This window comes from Bacteroides sp. Phil13 (assembly GCF_001940965.1).
Taxonomy (GTDB): Bacteria; Bacteroidota; Bacteroidia; order Bacteroidales; family Bacteroidaceae; genus Bacteroides; species Bacteroides intestinalis.
Map to the genome: position 1 here is coordinate 1 of NZ_MSHA01000100.1, position 20903 is coordinate 20903.

Below are 20903 nucleotides of genomic sequence, written 5' to 3' on the forward strand. Positions count from 1 at the left end.
CAGTCGGAAGTCTATGAGAAATTGTTTTTCAGTACCTATTTGCAAATTATATCCGGGCTTGGTCTGCCCGTTCTTCATGGCGTCTTCTTTCATACGCATGAATGTGGCATCAGGATCAGTCTTGGAATAGGAATTACGTTCTCCAAGAGTGTCAAGATGATTGTCGTATTCCATCAGCTTGTCACGATACCCTTCAAGTTCCTTGAGCTGTTTCTTCTTTTCGCGCAGGGCTTTCTTTTGTTCCTTATCCTTTGTCGCAGGCTGGTGTTCTAGGACTTCTTTAAGTTCATCCACTATGTCAGAGAGCATGGCGGGAGTGAATTGGGCGGGTGTGTCTTTTACGGAGTTCTCTTGTGCAATGGCTTCGTCCACCTGTTCCAGAAGGATACGAATCTTGTCCAGCAACTTCGTGCGGTGCTTTTCAACACTCTTGCGCCAGACAAAAGTATATTTGTTGGCTTTGGATTCAATCTTAGTGCCGTCGATATACTCCACCTCACGACTGATGAAACCTTTGTCGGCAAGGACAAGAACTAACTGGGTGAATACATTATTTATCTCCTCCTTTACACGGTTACGAAAACGATTGATGGTGATAAAATCCGGATGCTCATTACCGGCAAGCCAGATATAATGAATGTCACGCAAGAGAAGCTTCTCTATTTTACGGCACGAATAGATATTATTCATGTAGGCGTAGATAATTACCTTAAGCATCATTTTAGGATGATAAGGACAGCGGCCGGTTTCTTTATAAAGTTTATTGAAACCTTCAAGATCGAGAGTATCAACAACTGTGTTAACTATGCGAACCGGGTCGTTCGACGCAATGTTTTCATCAATTCTTTGAGGAAAAAGAACGGTATGGTTGGGAATGTAAGGACGAAAATGTAACTTTGCCATAACGAAATACTTTATGCCTAAAGATACAAAAACTTTGGGTAATAGCAAAGCCCGGGCTTGCGAAAGTCTGGGCTTTGTGCATAAAAAAGGTTGTGCCAGAGTTTTGACACAACCTCATATTTTTCTCTTACCTCTATTACTTTTCCCCTTCACTTCAAGGTATGGGTATTCTTTTCTTCGCTTTATCGACTTGATCTCTGGATTCAAATATCGACATCCTACATTCGAGTTTTAGGGTAATCCATTTTTTATACTCATATTTGCGGTGGATATCGTTGTTGTTATAGGTATCTTTTATGTTGTGCTTTATCCTTCCATATGCCACATCTCGTTACTATCAATGGCATAGATGTACAATTGTGGCATATGGAAGGATAAAGTATGGCATAAAAAGATATGACCGCTTTCTAAGTTTGTGCTGCGGGCACTTAGTCAAGTTTTAGGGAAGTACTACCTTATATGTCGTGCATCTGTTTTGTGCATCGTAGGCACGTACTAGATAGAAGCCACTCGCAAGGTTTTTGACAGGCAGTGTGAAGTGCTTTTCCGTATTTCCGGTGTTGTTGGTATCATATGCAGCAATGATTTGTCCGCCAATATTGACAATTTCGGCACGGATGAGTACAAAGTCGGTATTACTCACCAAAGTAAGGTAACCACTGCGTGGATCACCAATCAACTCAATATCAGGGCGCGAAAGGGTAGGGGATTCAATACCTGTAGTAGTACCCAGCTTTATGAAAGTAACGATAGGATTATGGTCGGAGCAGCGGTACATATTGTCTTCTTGCGGTTTACCTCCAATTTTAAGTGCATCAGGCTCATCGGCATTGATATGAAAAGGATGAGCATAACGTATTTGAGCATCCAATGTAGCAGTAGCAAAACTATGGTCTAAATAACCGGTTGCGTAGCTATTGTTGCTAAAAAAGGCATAGCTGTATTCATTAGGTGCATATTTTTGAAGTTCATTTATCAATTCGCCTTCTTCCAGTACTCGGATGGGGTCTTCTTTGGAGTATGAGTTTAAGTCACCAACTATGAGGACATCTTCATCTTCAAAATAGGCAGTAACAGTTTTGATAAATTCAAGAGTAGCTTCAGCTTCGTGCACACGGCGTAGAACATGACTACCTTGACCATCACCTGTATCGGCATATTCATCTGGTTTATTATAGCTATTATCTTTTGCTTTCCAGTGATTTAAGCAAACGATAAAACGCTCATTATTAGCCTTGAGATCAAAAGCCTGTGCTATCTTTCGGTCTGGCAGATATCCGTTGTCTGCCAATCTGTTTTTTTGAAGCTCTTTGAAAGGAATTACTGTATTACTGTTATAAATGAAGCAGGCCATGCCTTGATTAGCTGTTGAATTCTCAATGTATTTATATTGGTTTGTTTGACAGGCGGTGTTCAATGCAGTGCAGAGATCGTTCAGAGAAGAGTTTCCGAAAACTTCAAGTAGGGCATAGATATCGGCATCCATGGCTTTCAGTGCAGCTACTATCTTGGTTCGTTGTACGTCATTAGCTCCTTTGTAGTTCTCGACATTAAAACTAACAACTTTCAGATTATAATCTTCTTCAATGTTACAGGTTGTGGGACGTTCATTACCTTGAAACTCCGGTTTCTTTGTTAGCGTAATGGTGTATTTACCATTACTGTAACTGGCGGTTCCGGTCAGTTTTGCTACGGTCTGTCCGATACGACAGGTACCATTTGCATCAGTGAATGAGTAAACTCCTTGCTTTACAGTGATCTGATTATCTTGATTCTCTTTATTCTTTTGATTGAACATCTCTACACCGGGTAGATTCTTTTCTGTGGGAGTCCATAGCGGACCCTCAGAAAGAGTGATTGAACCGTAGGCATAGCTGTAATTGTTTGTCAGCGTCAGTGTATTAGTAATAGTCACTTCTTTCCCATCTAAAGCGTTCGTTTTAAAATCATCAGGGAAGATAACTTCTTGCTGTGCAAACAGCAATGCAGGTAATAAATGAATAAATAGGAGTAGTTGTCTTTTCATAAGCAAATGTTTTAGATGAATGATTTAGATTTATTTCTTTATTTTCATTTCCATCAGTACCGGGTTGTGGTCACTGCATAAGTCCAGATCAGGCGAGTAGTAACGGTATCCCTGAATGGCGGGTGAATGGAAAATATAGTCGATACGCAACAAACGTTTGAAGTAGCGGAAGGTATACATGTAACCCCGTCCACTGGTGCGGAACCCGTCTTTAAGTATATCACTTAATTCCGCATAGGTGTAGGAAGACGGCAAAGAGTTGAAGTCACCGCACACCACTACGGAGTAAGGACTGGCAAGGGCCAACTGGCGGATACTGTCAGTCTGTTCGGCACGCTTCACAAAGTTGTCGTGTAAAGTGTTGATAGCACCTTGTACAACTTCCACTTCACGACGGGTGTCATTTGTATTGTTAAGACCACGTTCCCATTTCCGACGGTTTTGATTGACACTGGTAGTCTGCAAGTGGTTGTTGAGCAGACGGACAGTGTCTCTTCCTAATATGATGTCGCACTGCATGCTGCAGTTGGCACTTTGCGGATAAGAAATAAACCGGGGATTGATGAGTGGGTAACGGCTGAATATGGCGATAGGGAGCACTCCGCTGATGGAGTCTTCAGTGGGTATCAGGGCATATCGCCAGTGGGAAAATACATTGCGGATGCTGTCCATCGGAAAGTGCTGATTGTCGCCGAATTCCTGGAAGCAGAGTACATCTACTTCTTGCTGTTTCATGTAGCGGGCAATCTCTTTGCAGGAGTAGCCAGTAATCTCAGTTCCAAAATTGCCGACATTATAAGTGGCTACTTTCAAATATCCATCGGCATAGTTACTACTGTAATGTCCTTCAGGGATTTTTTTTGTGAAATTGAATTGAAAAACGGAAAGTATATAACCGTAGTTGAAAGCCAATGCCGCAAAAGGGATGAGGATCCAGCGACTGCGGGCTAATGCCCAACAGATAGCAACCAGTAGATTGCATATCAGCAATACTGGAAGAGCTAATCCCAACACAGGCATATATTTGGAATTAGCAGGATCAAAGTTCCCGGAAAAGGCGGAGATAATAGTAACAGTAGCCAGAATGACTGTCAGGATCACCGGAATACTGCGGAAGAGACTGTGAATTTCAGATTTTCCCATGTTTATTGAAAGGAATGTTATTTTATAATATTTACCGGTTTTCCTTCCGCGTATGCTTTCAGGTTACTGACTGCTATATGTATCAGCCTTTGGCGTGCTTCAAAGTTGGCCCAGGCGATGTGTGGAGTGATGAAGCAATTCCGTGCAGTCAATAGCGGGTTGTCCGGACGAGGTGGTTCTTCGGAAAGAACATCCAGTCCGGCGGCATATATTTGTCCGGTGTTCAAGGCATTGGCGAGATCTTGTTCATTAATGAGTGGCCCACGCCCGGTATTGATAATGATGGAGGTAGGTTTCATTAAAGAGAGACGGCTGGCATTGACCATTTCGCGAGTACTGTCGTTCAGCGGACAGTGCAGGCTGACGATGTCACATTCGTGAAATAATTGGTCGAGATCTGCTTTTCTGATTTCGGGTGGGAGTTGCAGACGCGATTTAGAAGTATAGGCCCATACCTTCATTCCGAAGCCGATGGCTATACGAGCAGTGTTATACCCAGTTTGCCCCAGACCGACGATTCCTATTTTTTTGCCAAGTAGTTCAATGAGTGGAGTATTGTAGAAACAAAAATCGGGGCTCTTGCTCCAGTCTCCTCTGCTGACCTCTTCAGAGTAATGGCGTACTTGCTGAGTGATATTCAGTATGTGAGCAAATACCATTTGTCCTACGGAGGGAGTGCTATATGCAGGAATGTTGGTGACAATGATACCTCGTTCACGGGCGGCAGCTATGTCTACTACGTTGTAGCCTGTAGCCAGCACGCCGATATATTTCAGATCGGGCAGGGCAGCCATCATTTCGCTGTTGATCACTACTTTATTGGTGAGGAGGGCTTCTGCACCGGCAGCACGTTCCAGTACTTCAGCGGGGGCGGTACGGTCATAAATTACGCATTCGCCCAACTCTTTCAACTTATCCCAGCAAAGATCACCGGGATTTGCGGTGTAACCGTCTAATACTACAGTTCTCATTTTGTTTATGTTTAAAGTGAGTACGCAAATTTAGGGAAAAGATTTAGGATTATGCTTATAATGGTATATTTTGTTGTGGTCGGTGTGTTTGTTGGAAGAAGTAGTATGGGATATATTAAGTAAGGATTATTTCTTAAATTCATCCTCGCCCCATAATGCTTTCATGCGTTCTGCATGTTTCTGCTCGGCAGCATTGTCTTGTGCTTCCCAAAGGCGACGTTTTTTCAGTTCATCGGGCATGAATTGCTGTTTCACGAAATGACCTGGATAGTCATGGGAATACTTATAATTGTCTCCGTAACCTAATTGTTTCATTAATTTGGTAGGTGCATTACGCAGATGCAACGGAACGGGTAGATTGCCCGTTTCCCGTACAAGTTCCAAGGCATTGTTGATGGCCATGTAGGCAGAATTACTCTTCGGGCTTGTAGCAAGATAAATAGTAGCCTCTGCTAGTGGAATACGTCCTTCGGGCCAGCCCACTTTCATTACAGCATCAAAACAGGCATTGGCAATCAGCATAGCATTTGGATTTGCCAGTCCGATGTCTTCCGATGCGGAAATAACGAGTCGGCGGGCAATAAAGGCAGGATCTTCCCCGGCTTCTACCATACGGGCGAGCCAATATACGGCACCATCGGGATCACTACCACGAATAGACTTAATGAAAGCAGATATGATATCATAATGCATTTCTCCATCCTTATCGTAAGCCAGAGGATTTTGTTGCAGACGTTCGGTAACTATCTCATCAGTAATGACCACCGGATCATTGGCTTCGGAAGAAACTACAAGGTCCAGAATATTAAGCAGTTTACGCGCATCTCCACCACTATAGCGGAGCATGGCAGTCGTTTCTTTCAGTTCGATTTTACGCTCTTTCAGAATATGGTCGGTGGTGACGGCACGTTGCAGTAATTCCATGAGGTCTTCTTTCTCCAAAGACTTCAGTACATAGAGTTGGCATCGTGACAGCAGTGGGCGGATTACCTCAAAAGAGGGATTTTCTGTAGTGGCACCTATCAATGTCACTGTACCTTGTTCCACTGCACCAAGCAAAGAATCTTGTTGCGATTTACTGAAACGGTGGATTTCATCAATAAACAGTATGGGGCTGCCTTGTGAGAAGAAGCGGTTGCTCTTGGCGCGTTCTATCACTTCGCGTACATCTTTCACACCACTGGTAACGGCACTCAATGTATAGAATGGAGTTTCCAGTTTATTGGCAATGATCTGTGCCAGTGTGGTTTTTCCTACACCCGGAGGTCCCCACAAAATAAATGAAGAGATACGTCCCGCATCAATCATCTTACGTAGTATTGCACCTGGTCCTACTAAATGTTTCTGACCGATGTACTCATCTAAAGTTTTAGGACGAAGCCTTTCTGCTAAGGGAGTCATGTGATTTAATTATGAATTAAGAATTATAAATTATGAATGACCATGCGGTAACTATAGCGTAGTCTAATTCATGAATTTATAATTCATCATTATTTAGAATATCATTAATATCATAAAGCGTATGCCTCCTTTCTTTACACCTGGAATATCCGTGTAAGTGAGGCGGCGTACATATTCGATATGCAACAGTTTGAAAATGTTGTAGATACCTACGCTGGCTTCCAGATAAGGAGTACTACCCATTACATGGCTGGTAGGTATACCGTCGCGCATAGGGAAGAGGAACAATTCGTCATTGTGGCTCTTATATGGGTTATTTTTATCCGTAAGTGTTCCGTATATGCCACGGATACGGAAAGTTTCGCGCCATTTCAGCTTTTTAATGAGGGGAATACGATTGAATAGCTTCCCGTTCATATCATAAGTGATGGCAAGAGAGGCATAACGGTCATTCAGGAATTCCATATTGTTGATAAGGCTGAAAGACTCATTGTGCTGGGTGATATATGAAAGGTTTGCCATGGGCAGGTTCAGTAAAGGGAACGGTACTGTATTCCATTGGGCACCGGCACGGGCGGTGATGTCTAGTTTACCCCAGGAGCCAAACCAGAAACGTTTGCGGATACTGGCTTCAGTAAGATTGAAGTTATATTCGCCACCCAGCACACCTTTCAGACCAATGGTATGGGAAAGAGAGAAGATCGGGGCATCCAGAGACACCGGAACACGACGTTGCTTCGTATTGACAAATGTTTCCCCCGGAGCATAACGTAGGGTAACGCCAAGCTCGGTTGTAGTGATATCTTTGACGAATGTATTTGTGTCATCCCATGAACCAGCTATGTTGCCGTCGTTCTTCCAATATTGCAATACACCGCCGGCAGGTTCGTCATTGCGGTGACGTGCCATAGCTTTGATGGAGAAACCGGCATTCGTTTCCAACTCATACGTCAGGGTAGCATCACGCATATATGACATTTGGTCTACCTTTGTCCACTTCCAGCCTACAAACATATTGTCCTTATCTGTTGAGAGGTATTTGTCCATCGGAGACATGACATCGTAGCTGTAATCGAAAGCGATATAATGTTTTGGGAATTCCCATAACACATACTCACGCTTATTAAATGAGTAAGCTGCCTGACCTTTATAGAACCATTTCTTATCTTTTGTACCATAAGCACCATATCCGCTGAAACTCCAGTGTGGGTCGAAGTTACCGGTAGTCATACCACTGAGGCGGAAACGTGTACCGTTTACATAATTACTTGTGATACTGGTATTGATAGGACCGAAATCGAACTTGCTGGGGTGCTTTTTGCTTCCTGTTTCTACAAAGTTCTCTATCAGGGCTTTTGCACCGAAGATAACATACTTGAAGCCTGGAATCTGTTCAATGCGATTCATGAATACGTCCATGTTACTCTCCTTTTTGGTGAGGGGAACCTGGCGTACTGAAGCCCAGTATTCATCGCTCTTGTTAAGCATGTTGGCTTCCTTGATGACATTACCTTTCAGGCGGAAAAGACGGGGCTCTATATCTTCAAATTTGTAATTACTGTACTTGGTAGTACGTTGTACTTCAAGTCCTTGCAAACCTTTCACGAATTGTAATTCTACAGTCATGTCGTCATCTGTCAATACCCAGTTGCCATCCGGCATCTGTTCAAACTGCTGCACAATATCAAGATTGTCCACGAAGTTGACTCCAGTCTTTTTAGGGAGGTTCATGGTACATTTCTTCACTGCATAGGTGGAGTCTTTCACGACATAGAGATGTCCTGTAAAACCAAAGTCCTGCGAGTTCTGTGGAACGAAAGTAAGGTGTACACACTCCTGGCGGTCCACCATAATAGTATCCATAAGATAGAACTTATAAAAACTGATAGCGCCTCGTCCGATAGGGCTGACGAAACGGCGTTGCAACAGGCGGATGTCGTCATCATAGATATTGACGTCAGAGAATACATCGGTTAGAATGGTTCCCAGCATATCTCCAGTGTTGAAGAACTCTTCAATACCGCTGGAATTCATACCTTCGATAATAGTCTTTTCGCTTTTGGGACTTTTACGATAGATGGTTTTTGAAGACGTCTCTTTGATGGAAATAGGGAGAATCATCTTGTTGGTCTTGGGCGATATTTCTACCTGGTCCTTGAAGAATGAGAATTTTTTATAGATACCTTTCTCCATCTTCTCTGGAGTGACGTCGTTCATGGACATCTTCATCTTTTCATATTTCTGGTATTGATAGAAGTCATTGGCTTCCAGTTTCAGCCCTTTTTTATTTTCGATGACTTTTCTCATGAAATCCACGGCAGGGTTGTTTTTCCGGGAATATTTCTCTTTTTGAGGTTTTACCACTACTTCAGAGAGCATGACGTCGGCAGGTGCCATCTTCACGTTCAGCACTTTGGTGTTAGGAGTTAGTGTGACTTTCTTGGTCACATATCCGATGGCGGAGAATGTAAGCTCATTCCAACCTTTGCGGGTTTCTACTGTATATTCTCCTTCGGCATTGGTGATAGCACCTACACCTTTCCCCTCGTATTGAACGGTGATGTACATTAATGGTTCGTTGGTTAGGGAGTCGGTAACGACACCTTTTATCTGTGCGGATGCACTATGTGCAACAAATAGTAACAGCAGAAAAAGGATGATAGTTGTATATTGTTGTTTCATATTTAAGTCAGTATGAGGCTGCAAAGGTAGCAAATTACCATTAAATAAGAAGTAAATATAATCTAAAGAAATAAGAGGAATGTTTATATGCGCTCTTCTTTTATATCAAGGTAAAGGAAAAGATGCTGTTTTTTAGATTTTATGTTACCTTTGCAGGGATGAATAAATCTTGTCACAGCTTAACTATAAGAGTAATATATGAAACTTCATGTTGTTAGTTTTCAAGTGCCGTTCCCTCCTGATTATGGAGGGTTGATAGATGTGTATTATAAACTGAAGGCTCTGAAAGAAGCTGGCTGCTCGGTTGTTTTGCATACATATAGGTATGAGGTGGCTGAGCAACCTGATTTGCTTAAGGTGGTTGATGCCGTCTATTATTATGAACGCTTTACAGGTTGGTGCTCTATGTTTTCTTTTCGTCCTTATATTGTTTACAGTAGGAGAAGTAAGTTATTACTGGAACGTTTGTGTGAGGATGATTCCCCAATTCTGTTTGAAGGACTGCACACCTGTTATTTCCTCTCAAATCCTTTATTGAGAGACAGACAGAAATGGGTGAGGATGCATAATGTAGAGCATGATTATTATTACTTTTTGGGGAAGTCGTGTGTTTCTTGGTACGGGAAATGTTATTATTATTTGGAAGCTTGGAAATTGAAACATTATGAACGGGTATTGCTGTATGCTGATAAAATATTGGCTATTACCAATACGGATGCTCTTTATTTCACTCAGAAATATCCTTTTGTGTCGACTTATTGTCTGCCTTGTTTCTTTGATAACATTAGTGTAGAAACTGTGACGGATGTAAGTCCGGAGAATGAGAAGTATATACTATATCATGGAAATCTGTCTGTTCTTGAGAATGTTCGAGTGATTAATTATATTCTGGACAACTTGCTGCCTAAGTTGGATATAAATATGCGGGTGGTTATTGCCGGTAAAAATCCTGATAAGCATTTACGGGAGAAAATTTCCAGAATTCCGAATGTATCTCTTGTCGCAAATCCTTTGCAGGAAGAAATGAACTCTCTGATAGTCTTTGCACATATTCATTTACTGCTGACTTTCCAGAATACAGGAATCAAACTGAAGTTGATATATTCTTTGATGAAAGGGCATGGACATTGTCTAGTGAATTCGATGATGATTCCGGATCCAGGCTTTGAGGAAGTGTGTACAATTGCTGATGGACAAGAAGCACAAGTTATAGCTCTCCGTAAATTGTATCATACTCCTTTGATGCCTGAAGCGCTCCAATGGCGACAACAGGCTTTAACGAAAATGGGATATAACAATCAGGTTACTTTAATTCTCCATTAATCAACGTTTGCACAATACGTTCCGCAGTACGTCCGTCCCAACGGTCGGGCAGCGTGGTGTGTTTCCATTCGCCATGCATCAACGTTTCAAGTGCGGCGGCAAGTGCAACGGAGTCTTCGTTCACTAATTCATTGGTACCTACACGCCAGGTTTCGGGATGTTCGGCATAAGAGTTGAGCGTGATGCAGGGAACATCAAGGAAAGTAGCTTCTTCTGCAATGTTGCCGGAATCTGTGATGATACCTTTGGCATGGTTGATAAGATATCCGAAGTGCAGGTAACTTTGAGGCGGTAGAATGTGTAGGTTTGGTGCAAGAATTTCCAGCGCCTTGATAGCCTTCTGCACGTATGGGTGCAGCGGAGCAATGATGGGCATGCCTCCGGATTTATCCACTAATGTTTGTATCAGAGATTTAAGCACATTCTTTTTGTTCAGCAACTCGTGACGATTGAGAGTGAGCAATAGGTAGCCGTGTCCTTTCAATCCCATGGTAGAGAACCATACGGGTTGCAACAGGCGGTGACGGTTATAGCGGACGGTATCTATTAGAATATTACCTACATAGTGGATGTATTCGGGAATCATGCCTTCCTGATTCAGGTTGCGGTTAGCCACCATACCTGCGGTAAACAGATAGTCGGAAATGGCGTCTACAATGGTACGGTTCACTTCGCGAGGCATATTCATATCGAACGAACGGGTACCGGCAATGAGGTGTGCGACTTTCAGCCCGCGCTTCTTGGCAACGATAGAACAACTCATGGTGGCCGTAAGGTCATCTACAACAAGAACTACCTGGGCGGGATGTGTGTTCAATTCCTTTTCGAAGGCAAGCATGATGGCAGCTGTCACTTCCGATTGGTCATGTCCGCTGACTCCAAGATAACCATCGGGTTTCTTCATGTCCAGATCAGAGAACAGAGAGGCATCCAGACTGGTATCGTCTTGCCGTCCAGTATAAATAAGACGGTATGAAATTTTCTTTCCAGCTTCCTGTGCGGCTTTAATAGCCCGGGTGATAGGAGCTATTTTCATGAAGTTGGGGCGTGCACCCGATACGATTGTTATTTTCATTATATATAAATTGATGAGACAAAAATACGTTTTCTTAGGGAAATTATTTGTTACTTTGCCAATAAATTTAATGAATAGCAATTATAAATCATTAAACATTTAACGTTAATCATTGATTATTATGCCAACATTTGTTCAAATACTCGACTTTATAGGTACGTTTGCTTTTGCCATCAGTGGCATTAGGCTGGCTTCGGCAAAGCGGTTCGACTGGTTCGGGGCGTATGTGGTAGGTTTTGTAACTGCCATTGGTGGCGGTACGATACGTGATGTATTGCTGGGTGTCACTCCAGGCTGGATGACGGATCCTATCTATTTGATTTGTACGGGACTGGCCTTACTGTGGGTGATTCTTTTTGGAAAACATCTGATTCATTTGCATAACACCTTCTTTATATTCGATAGCATTGGTTTGGCGCTGTTCACAGTAGTCGGTGTGGGAAAAAGCATTGCACTGGGATATCCGTTCTGGGTAGCTATCATTATGGGTAGTATTACAGGTGCTGCAGGTGGTGTGATTCGTGATGTGTTTATCAATGAAATTCCACTGATTTTCCGAAAAGAGATTTATGCTATGGCGTGTGTAGTAGGCGGTACGGTTTACTGGATGTGCGATCTTATCGGGATACATTCATATGGATGTCAGGTGGCAGGTGGTATTTCAGTATTCGTCACACGTATTCTGGCTGTGAAGTATAATATCTGTCTGCCTATTCTCTCGGGAAGTGCGGCAGAAGTAGAAGATAAAGACAAGGATTAAAGACTTTGTTCCAAGAACAAACTGAATAATTGTAAAAGCGAATGGAAAAAGAAAAGGGTATCACCGGAAGAAGAGGTGATACCCTTTTTAATTAAAGGAGATTCTTGTTAGAACATTGCGTCTTTCGTGTTGAACAATTTTCTTTCATTCAGTTTCACTACTTTGCCGTATTTCTCCAGCTTCTTCACGTCGATATCTTTCGGGTTACCCATGATACCGATACAGTATGGTTTACCTTTGACATTTTCTTCGTAGAACTTTACGATATCATCGAAAGTCAGGGCATCAACCTTAGGCAGATTCTCTTTGGTAGGATCATCGTTATAGCCTACACGTTGCAGTGATCTCATATACTCGGCTTTGTTACGGAAAGAAGGATGTGTAGTCAGCATCTCCTGGCGCATGTAGCTCTTGATGTTATCTATACGGTCAGCATTCTTCGGCATGTCTGTAATCAACCCCATGAATACATCCAATGCATCGTTGGCTTTATCATTCTGTGTACCGATGTTACCGAACAGATAAGTCGGGTTGCCAGGCAATGAAGGTGTACCGATATATGCTCCGGCTGAATAAGCCATAGAACGTTTTCCACGGATTTCATCCAATACCAATCCATTGAAACCACCAGAGAAGTATTGATTGAATGCATCGCGAATCACGTCATCTTTCTTGTCGAATTTCTCCATTGGCATGAAGAAGTAGATTTGAGCCTGTTCAGCATCAGAGTTCGGCAGGAAGTAAACAGTGTTCTCCGTTACGGTAGCCATAGGTTTGTCCTGCGGTGAAGTGGTCGGTTTTTCGTTGGCAACCAGCGGCAGGTTTTTGCTGAGAACTTCATAAGCATTGTCGAAAGGCATTGTTCCGCAATAGAAGATTTCTGCTTCATAGTTGGCTGCGCGGTTGATGTCACCTGTCAACTCGGAAATCTGTAATTCATAAACTTCCTTGTCTGTCAGTTCGTCGATGTAGGATGATTTATCCTGGTAAATCATATACTGCATAAGTGCGCTGGACAAAGCGTTTACGTTTTCCTTGCGTTGCTGACGGCTACCCAACATGGAACCTTTGATACGGCTCAGCTGCTTTTCGTCCAGTTTCGGCATCAGAATCTGACGGGCGAGGAGCTGGCAAGCTTGCGGCAAAGTTTCTTCATAACCTTCCATGGTGATGTAGAGATAGTTGCTGTTAGCACTTACTTCACAAGTAGCATTCAGTTTACCAAGCTCTTCTTTCAATTGTTGTGGCTCGTAAGCACCCATGATACCTGCATTATTCATCAGGTCTGCTGCGATACCCAGTTTGCGGAATTCGCGCTCACCAACACCGTAACGCAGTGTTAAGCTGAATACATTATTTTCCGGATTCTGTGTATAGTACATCTTAGAGCGGTCGTTCAATTGTTTGCTTTGTACGTCAGCGAAGTTGATGAACTTCTCATCTACTTGTCCGATTGGCATGTTCTTGAATTGCGTAGCATACAGTGATTGTTTTCCTACAGGAGGTTCGATAGGTTTATATCCCGGTTTCTTAATTTTGGTACTCTTATCGAGTTTTCCTTTTTCGATGTAAATGGCAAGATAATCATTTGTCAGGTATTGCTTGGCAACACGTTTGATATCTTCTGTTGTGATAGCCATTACTTCATCTTTGTAGTTGAGAACTTGTCCCAGGTCTTCTTCACTGATGAAAGCATCCATCAACATATGTGCTTTGTAAGTGTTAGACTCCATTCTGCGGTCGAAATCACGACACATATTGTTCTTAATAGAATTGATTTGCCATTCTTCAAATTCACCGTTAGCTACTTTCTCAATAGCTTTCAGAGCTTTCTTTTCAGCACTCTTATTTGATTCGAAGCGACGTTGGTTTTCGTCGTACAAAGGGATGCAACGCACGATATTACGGCCTTGTTCGCGACGACTGTCTGAATAAGCAAAGCCTTGTGTCAATTCACCGTCAATGGTCAGCTTGTCCAGTGTACCGGTGTTGCTGTTATTGCTCAACAGAGACATAGCGATATCCAAAGGCTTTTCATCGGGATGTCCGGAAGGTACACCTTTATATACGAGGCATACATTGGGATAATAACCGATCTTTGCATTATATTGCTTACGGCCTTTGATTTCAAGGTCGGGATAAGTTTTACGTTCGGGAGTCGGTTTAGCTTGCAGGCGTCCGAAAGTAGCGTTGATACGTCCGCTGATTTGTTTAGCATCTACGTTACCAACGAGGATGAGCACCATGTTTTCCGGAGTGTACCAATCGTTATAATAGTCGATCAACTTACTCAAACGTGGGTTTTTCAGGTGTTCCGGCAATCCGATAATAGGGCGTGCGTAGGGATGTCCTTCGTATGCCTTGCTTGAGATGAACTCTTGCTGTACGCTGCTTGGATTGTCTTGGTACATGTTATATTCCTCATATACACTTTCCAGCTCGGTCTGGAAAGTACGGAATACTGGATTAATCATACGTTGTGAGTAGATTTCCAACCATTTATTGATTTGGTAAGGAGGGAATGAGTTGTGATAATAAGTCACATCGAAACTTGTTCCGGCATTCAATCCTTTTCCACCCATACTTTCTATCAGATTCATGAATTCGGTAGATACACTTACTTTAGCGGCTTCTACTGTCAATTCATTGATTTCTTTAGCAATGGCTTCTTTCTTTACGGGATCGGCTTCATCCGCCATTTCATCGTACTTGGCAATGATTTTATCATAAAGCGGCTTTTCGGTAGCCCAGTCCAGAGCCCCGATCTTGTCGGTACCCTTAAACATTACGTGCTCCAGGTAGTGTGCCAGTCCGGTATATTCTGCCGGATCGTTCACTGAGCCTGTTCGGCAGGCCACAATACCATATACATCCGATTTGGTGTTGTCTTCCCATATATATACGGAAAGGCCATTCTTCAGCTTGAATGCTTTCAGCCCTTGACCGTATGACGGCAGAGCGATAGCCATGATAGCCAGAAGAATAATGGAATTAATAATTCGTCTCATAAAATAAAGTGTTTTTTAAATAAAGTGTTTTTGCTATATGTAGGCAAAACTATAAAAAAATCACAAACACTTTACGAAATCTTCGGAAAAAGATACGCTTTTTTTTAAAAAGACCGCCAGAAAACTCTCAAAATGGGGGTGAAAACTGCCATTTGATAGTTTTTGCCCTAAATAAAAACAAAACTCGACCCCTCGGAAACTTGAAACTTCCCTATACTTGCAATCGTGAATTTAAAATAATTATTAACTATTTAAAAGAGCAAAGTATGAATACCTACAGTTTTAGGAAGGATTTGATTAGTGTGCAAGAAGAACTGCTTCGCTTTGCATATAAGTTGACAGCCGATAAAGAGGAGGCGAATGATTTATTGCAGGAAACCTCACTCAAAGCGTTGGATAACGAAGACAAGTACATGCCCGATACAAATTTCAAAGGGTGGATGTACACCATTATGCGGAATATCTTTATTAATAATTACCGCAGAATTGTTCGCGAACAAACTTTCGTGGATCAGACAGATAACCTTTATCATTTAAACCTGCCGCAAAACTCCGGTTTTGCAAGCGCTGAAGGAACTTATGATTTGAAAGAGATGCACCGCATTGTCAATTCATTACCTCGTGATTATAAAGTCCCCTTCTCCATGCATGTTTCCGGTTTCAAGTATCGTGAAATAGCCGATCGGCTCGGATTGCCTTTAGGAACTGTCAAAAGCCGCATATTCTTTACCCGCCAGCGGCTACAACAAGAATTGAAAGACTTTGTTTAAAAACTACAGGTTAGGCTGCGAGCTTGACTATGAGCCTCTTACAGTGTGATTCTGTAAATTAAGCCTATATGGCTTTAACCGAATAGCCCAGGGCAGTGCCCTGGGTATATTTATGTGTAAGCATTGGTGAAGACTGCTTGAATTGTGAAGAAATGAAATTCTGCTTTCAATATGATATAAAACATAACTTTTATAATAAATATTTAGCTCTTGTTTTTGACTATATGTCAGAATAAACCCCTATATTTGTACTTATTAAGTTAACTTACTAATCCATATATGTTAAACCGCTAACTACCGACTGCGATGAAAAAAGAAATTAAATTCAGTCTTGTTTACCGTGACATGTGGCAATCTTCCGGTAAATATCAACCTCGTGTAGACCAATTGGTACGTATCGCCCCCTTGATTATCGAAATGGGGTGTTTTGCCCGTGTGGAAACTAACGGAGGGGCTTTTGAGCAAGTGAATCTGTTGTATGGCGAAAACCCCAACAAGGCCGTACGTGCTTTTACTAAACCTTTCAATGAAGCAGGTATACAGACACATATGCTGGATCGTGGTCTGAATGCTCTGCGTATGTATCCGGTACCTGCCGATGTTCGTCGTTTGATGTATCATGTGAAGCATGCACAGGGAGTGGATATCACTCGTATTTTCTGTGGATTGAATGAAACGCGCAATATCATTCCATCTATAAAATATGCATTGGAAGCAGGTATGATACCGCAAGCTACGCTGTGTATCACGCATTCGCCTGTACATACAGTGGAGTATTACGCTCATGTTGCTGATCAGTTGATCGAAGCCGGAGCACCCGAAATCTGTCTGAAAGACATGGCAGGTATCGGTCGTCCGGGTATGCTGGGGCGATTGACGAAAACAATTAAAGAGAGGCATCCGGAAGTGATCATTCAATATCATGGTCATAGTGGGCCGGGCCTGTCGATGGCATCTATTCTTGAAGTCTGTGAGAATGGAGCTGATATCATTGATGTAGCTATGGAACCGATGTCCTGGGGTAAAGTACATCCGGATGTAATTTCGGTGCAGGCTATGTTGAAAGATCTGGGTTTCCAGGTACCGGATATCAATATGAAAGCCTATATGAAAGCGCGTGCCATGACGCAGGAATTTATAGATGATTTCCTGGGTTATTTCATGGATCCTACGAATAAACATATGTCCTCTTTGTTGCTGAAATGTGGACTTCCCGGTGGTATGATGGGTTCTATGATGGCGGATCTGAAGGGGGTACATTCAGGAATAAATATGATACTGAGAGGGAAAAACGAACCTGAACTTAGTATCGATGATTTACTGGTGATGCTTTTCGACGAAGTGGAATATGTATGGCCTAAATTAGGTTATCCACCACTGGTGACACCCTTCAGCCAGTATGTGAAGAATGTTGCGTTGATGAACGTTATGCAACTGGTGAAAGGTGAGGAGCGCTGGACGATGATAGATAATCATACCTGGGATATGATTTTGGGTAAGAGCGGACGCCTGCCAGGTGAACTGGATCCTGAGATTGTAGAACTCGCAAAGTCTAAAGGTTATGAGTTTGTAGATACAGATCCGCAGTTGAATTATCCGGATGCATTAGATGAGTTCCGGAAGGAAATGGATGATAACAACTGGGAATATGGTGACGATGATGAAGAACTCTTTGAGTTAGCCATGCACGACCGTCAGTATCGTGACTATAAGTCAGGTACTGCTAAGAAGCGTTTTGAGGATGAGTTACAACGCGCTAAGGATGCTGCCATGGTGAAAAATGGATATTCAGAAGAAGAAATAAAAAAACTGAAACGTGCTAAGGCTGACCCGATAATTGCTCCGGATAAAGGACAGGTACTGTGGGAGGTATCAGTTGAAGGTCCTTCTGTTGCTCCGTTCATCGGGCGTAAATACCAGCATGATGAAGTGTTCTGCTATCTTTCCACCCCGTGGGGAGAATACGAAAAAATACCGACCGGATTTACCGGACGTGTCGTAGAGATATGTGCCAAGCAGGGTGATACTGTGAATAAGGGCGATGTGATCGCTTATATCCAGAGGAGCGATATCTTTGCGTAACTAGTGATTAGTAATAAGTGATTAGTGATAGCAGGCTGCATTATGATACCGCAAGGGCTAATCACTAATCACTTATTAACCCACTTTTTTATCGTCTCCTTTAGTACCTCCTGTGTGAAAGGTTTAGTCAGGAAATCGTTGCACCCCACTTCAAGTGCTGCTTTACGGTCATGATCATAGGCAAAAGCAGTCAGGGCGATGATGGGGATATCGGGTGATAGTTCACGGATGATTCTTGTTGCATCCAGTCCGCCGAGGTTCGGCATTTTCATATCCATCAGGATAATATCCGGATTTAATTCCACAAACATATTGACGGCTTCCATTCCATCTTTGGCACGTTCCAAGTGATATTCTTTTCCTAAGATGGCTTTGATCAGGATATAATTACTGTCGGTATCTTCGGCTATCAGGATTGTTTTCATTAGAGAACTTTCAGGTATAGTTTGACTCTTTTCAGTTGTTTCTTTTGGTTCATTGGTTGTCGATCCACTCTCTTCAAGTACAGTTTCAGGCATTTCTTTTTCTTCCTCTTTGGCAATCTTTGCAGGCAGGTTAAAGGTGAAAGTAGTACCTTTCTCCAATTCGGAAGTCACGGAGATTGTTCCGCCCAGACGTTCAATGATGGTCTTGCAGATTGCTAACCCTAATCCTGTACCCTGTGCAAAATTGTTTGCTTTCACAAACCGTTCGAAAACTTTTCCTATCTTTTCGGGAGCAATGCCTGTTCCTGTATCAGTTACATGGAAAATGATATTTTCCCCTTCTTGGTGGTATCCATAACTGATACTTCCATGAGTTGTGAACTTGAATGCATTTCCTATCAGGTTTGATATAACCTGGAAAATACGATTCTTGTCCGAATCGATGCGAATATCTTCATCCGAAGGTTCAAATATTAACTCAACATCGGAAGGACAACGGAATACATGGGCATCATGAATCTCTTTACAAAGCGGATATAGGCGGACGGGAGCAATGCTGAATTCAACAATACCGGCTTCTATCTTTGATAAATCCAGTATTTCGTTGATGAGTTGCAGCAGGCGTTCGTTGTTAGCTTCCACTATGTTGTAATATTCTTTGCGTTCCTCTGTATTTTCACTTTCGGCGATGATGCGTGAGAAACCGACAATGGCATTGAGTGGCGTACGTATTTCATGGCTCATATTGGCAAGGAAAGCTGATTTGAGCTGATCGGAAGTTTCCGCTTTTTCTTTGGCAACCATTAATTCACGTTTCATCAGTTCCATGTCGGTGATGTCCCATTCTATATTCAATAAGATGGGAGAGAAGTCGTTACTTTCTATTTTCATCTTCCGTTTGTCAAGGAAAAGAGATTGTCCGTTACCATCACGTTCTTCCGTAATCCAGTGCATTTCTTGTCCTGTAGCAGCTATCTCAATGTCTTGGCGACGTTTTTCTTGTGCTATTTCCAGAGGATAGAAGTCGAAATCGTCTTTTCCCAGAGCTTCCTGCATAGTGATTTCACGGTTATATGATTCACGGTTGCGGTATAAGTACTTAAAATTGTTTTTTATATCTTTCACGACGATACCTGCGGGCAAATACTCTATGGTTTTGTCTAATATCTGGCTGAAGCGTTTGATTTGCTGTTCGTGTTTGATGCGTTGGGAAATATCCCGGCCGAATGCCCAGATAGTTCCTTCACCTTCATCACTGATGATACAATAGGCATTACTTTCGTATGCCAGTATTTCGGGGTAGAGTGGCAGAGGGTTATACATAGTGACACACAGTTTCTTTTCTCCATTCTTGATGGAAACAGCCAGTTTTTTCCATTCTTCTTCATTCCGGACATATGAGTCGATTTCATAAATTTTTAGTTGGGTGATGTCATCTGTATTGTTCAGGTTGTGGTGCAGCTTGAACTGGCGGTTGGCAAATATCAACGTACCATCTTCATGGGCTGCAAAGATGTCTTCTGTGGAATTGTTGATGGCATGTGTCAGCAGATTGATGTCATTGCGTCTCTGCTGGATGTCGGTGATATTTTGTATATATCCTTCCAGGGTAACATTGCCGTCCTTGTATCGTTCGCGGGTGAATGCTTTCAGGCGGATATAAAAGACTTTTTTGTCTAAGGAAATACGATAGTCTATGCTTTCTTCCATATTCCCTTTGAGATTTTGGACGAGCCAGTTGCTGAAACTGTCTCTATCTTCAGGAAGAATAAAATTCAGGTAGTCGGATAGGAGAATACTTTGTTCTGCTTCCGTACACATGATACCTGTCTGACCTGAATAGCTGAATTCCTTGGCGTTGGCATTATATATCCACCTGCCAATGAGCGCGGCCTTTTGTATTTCAAACAGTTCCCGATTTTTTCTTTCCAGTTCCAGTTTGCGTTGGCTGCGTTCCGTAATGTCACGATATTGACATAATATTAGGTCGCCATAGGGCTGCATGATACATTTGAAGAAATAATTTCTACCCCGCAATGTGAGTTCATAATTGCGGATTGATTTTGTTTTCTGGAGTAAGACTTTCTTGAATTCCGGATAAAACTCACGGTAGGTATTGGAGGGTAACAGGGATAGTAAATTCTTTCCAAGTAGCCTTTTTTCTTTTATGAACCATAAATCTACATTATGGATAGCTATATCTACACATACACCGTCTTTGTCCATGAGTATTAGTGTGTCTGATACCATGTTCAATAGTTTTTCGGAGTTGTTTGTGTCTTTCAGGATGCTTTTCATGTCTTCTTGTGTATTTAGATTTATAATTGGGCAGGT

13 protein-coding genes are annotated in these 20903 nt (G+C 42.3%); 4 read left to right on the forward strand and 9 right to left on the reverse strand.

The window, feature by feature from the left end; all coding sequences use genetic code 11:
- The 6 genes from BWI44_RS19150 to BWI44_RS19175 form a co-directional block, all read right to left on the reverse strand.
- Nucleotides 1–903: transposase (locus tag BWI44_RS19150; protein ID WP_286816001.1), on the reverse strand; the 903-nt coding region annotated here is incomplete at its 3' end.
- A 439-nt stretch (nucleotides 904–1342) separates the two neighbouring features.
- A complete protein-coding gene (locus BWI44_RS19155) occupies nucleotides 1343–2929 on the reverse strand; it encodes an endonuclease/exonuclease/phosphatase family protein (RefSeq protein WP_138291968.1) in 1587 nt (528 codons plus the stop codon).
- Between the two features lie 30 nt (nucleotides 2930–2959).
- A complete protein-coding gene (locus BWI44_RS19160; protein WP_138291967.1) occupies nucleotides 2960–4072 on the reverse strand; it encodes an endonuclease/exonuclease/phosphatase family protein in 1113 nt (370 codons plus the stop codon).
- Between the two features lie 17 nt (nucleotides 4073–4089).
- Complete coding sequence (locus BWI44_RS19165; RefSeq protein ID WP_138291966.1) at nucleotides 4090–5043, reverse strand: D-2-hydroxyacid dehydrogenase; 954 nt, start codon at nucleotides 5041–5043, stop codon at nucleotides 4090–4092.
- A gap of 126 nt (nucleotides 5044–5169) precedes the next feature.
- Entirely contained in the window at nucleotides 5170–6444 is a 1275-nt protein-coding gene (locus tag BWI44_RS19170) for a replication-associated recombination protein A (protein WP_195208854.1), read from the reverse strand.
- A gap of 93 nt (nucleotides 6445–6537) precedes the next feature.
- Entirely contained in the window at nucleotides 6538–9126 is a 2589-nt protein-coding gene (locus BWI44_RS19175; RefSeq protein ID WP_195208855.1) for a DUF5686 and carboxypeptidase-like regulatory domain-containing protein, read from the reverse strand.
- A gap of 198 nt (nucleotides 9127–9324) precedes the next feature.
- Between BWI44_RS19175 and BWI44_RS19180 the strand changes: the two genes are divergently transcribed.
- Complete coding sequence (locus tag BWI44_RS19180; RefSeq protein ID WP_138291964.1) at nucleotides 9325–10449, forward strand: glycosyltransferase family protein; 1125 nt, start codon at nucleotides 9325–9327, stop codon at nucleotides 10447–10449.
- Here BWI44_RS19180 and BWI44_RS19185 read toward each other — a convergent pair.
- Complete coding sequence (locus BWI44_RS19185) at nucleotides 10430–11524, reverse strand: UDP-N-acetyl glucosamine 2-epimerase (RefSeq protein WP_171032143.1); 1095 nt, start codon at nucleotides 11522–11524, stop codon at nucleotides 10430–10432. The two genes, BWI44_RS19180 and BWI44_RS19185, sit on opposite strands and share 20 nt — an antisense overlap.
- Nucleotides 11525–11645: 121 nt before the next feature.
- Here BWI44_RS19185 and BWI44_RS19190 point away from each other — a divergent pair, with 121 nt between their 5' ends.
- Nucleotides 11646–12284: a trimeric intracellular cation channel family protein gene (locus tag BWI44_RS19190; RefSeq protein ID WP_007663390.1), complete on the forward strand. Its 639-nt coding sequence runs from the start codon at nucleotides 11646–11648 to the stop codon at nucleotides 12282–12284.
- A gap of 107 nt (nucleotides 12285–12391) precedes the next feature.
- Here BWI44_RS19190 and BWI44_RS19195 read toward each other — a convergent pair whose 3' ends face one another.
- Nucleotides 12392–15292, reverse strand: coding sequence for a M16 family metallopeptidase (locus tag BWI44_RS19195; protein WP_007663388.1), 2901 nt, complete (start codon nucleotides 15290–15292; stop codon nucleotides 12392–12394).
- Nucleotides 15293–15558: 266 nt separating this feature from the next.
- Between BWI44_RS19195 and BWI44_RS19200 the strand changes: the two genes are divergently transcribed.
- Both BWI44_RS19200 and BWI44_RS19205 read left to right on the forward strand, forming a co-directional pair.
- On the forward strand, nucleotides 15559–16062 hold the full coding sequence (locus BWI44_RS19200; RefSeq protein ID WP_021967203.1) for an RNA polymerase sigma factor: 504 nt from the start codon (nucleotides 15559–15561) through the stop codon (nucleotides 16060–16062).
- A 306-nt stretch (nucleotides 16063–16368) separates the two neighbouring features.
- Nucleotides 16369–18144: a hydroxymethylglutaryl-CoA lyase-like TIM-barrel protein gene (locus BWI44_RS19205; protein WP_007663384.1), complete on the forward strand. Its 1776-nt coding sequence runs from the start codon at nucleotides 16369–16371 to the stop codon at nucleotides 18142–18144.
- Between the two features lie 68 nt (nucleotides 18145–18212).
- Here BWI44_RS19205 and BWI44_RS19210 read toward each other — a convergent pair whose 3' ends face one another.
- Nucleotides 18213–20867, reverse strand: a complete 2655-nt coding sequence (locus BWI44_RS19210) for a PAS domain-containing hybrid sensor histidine kinase/response regulator (RefSeq protein WP_138291963.1) — start codon at nucleotides 20865–20867, stop codon at nucleotides 18213–18215.
- Nucleotides 20868–20903 lie beyond the last annotated feature (36 nt).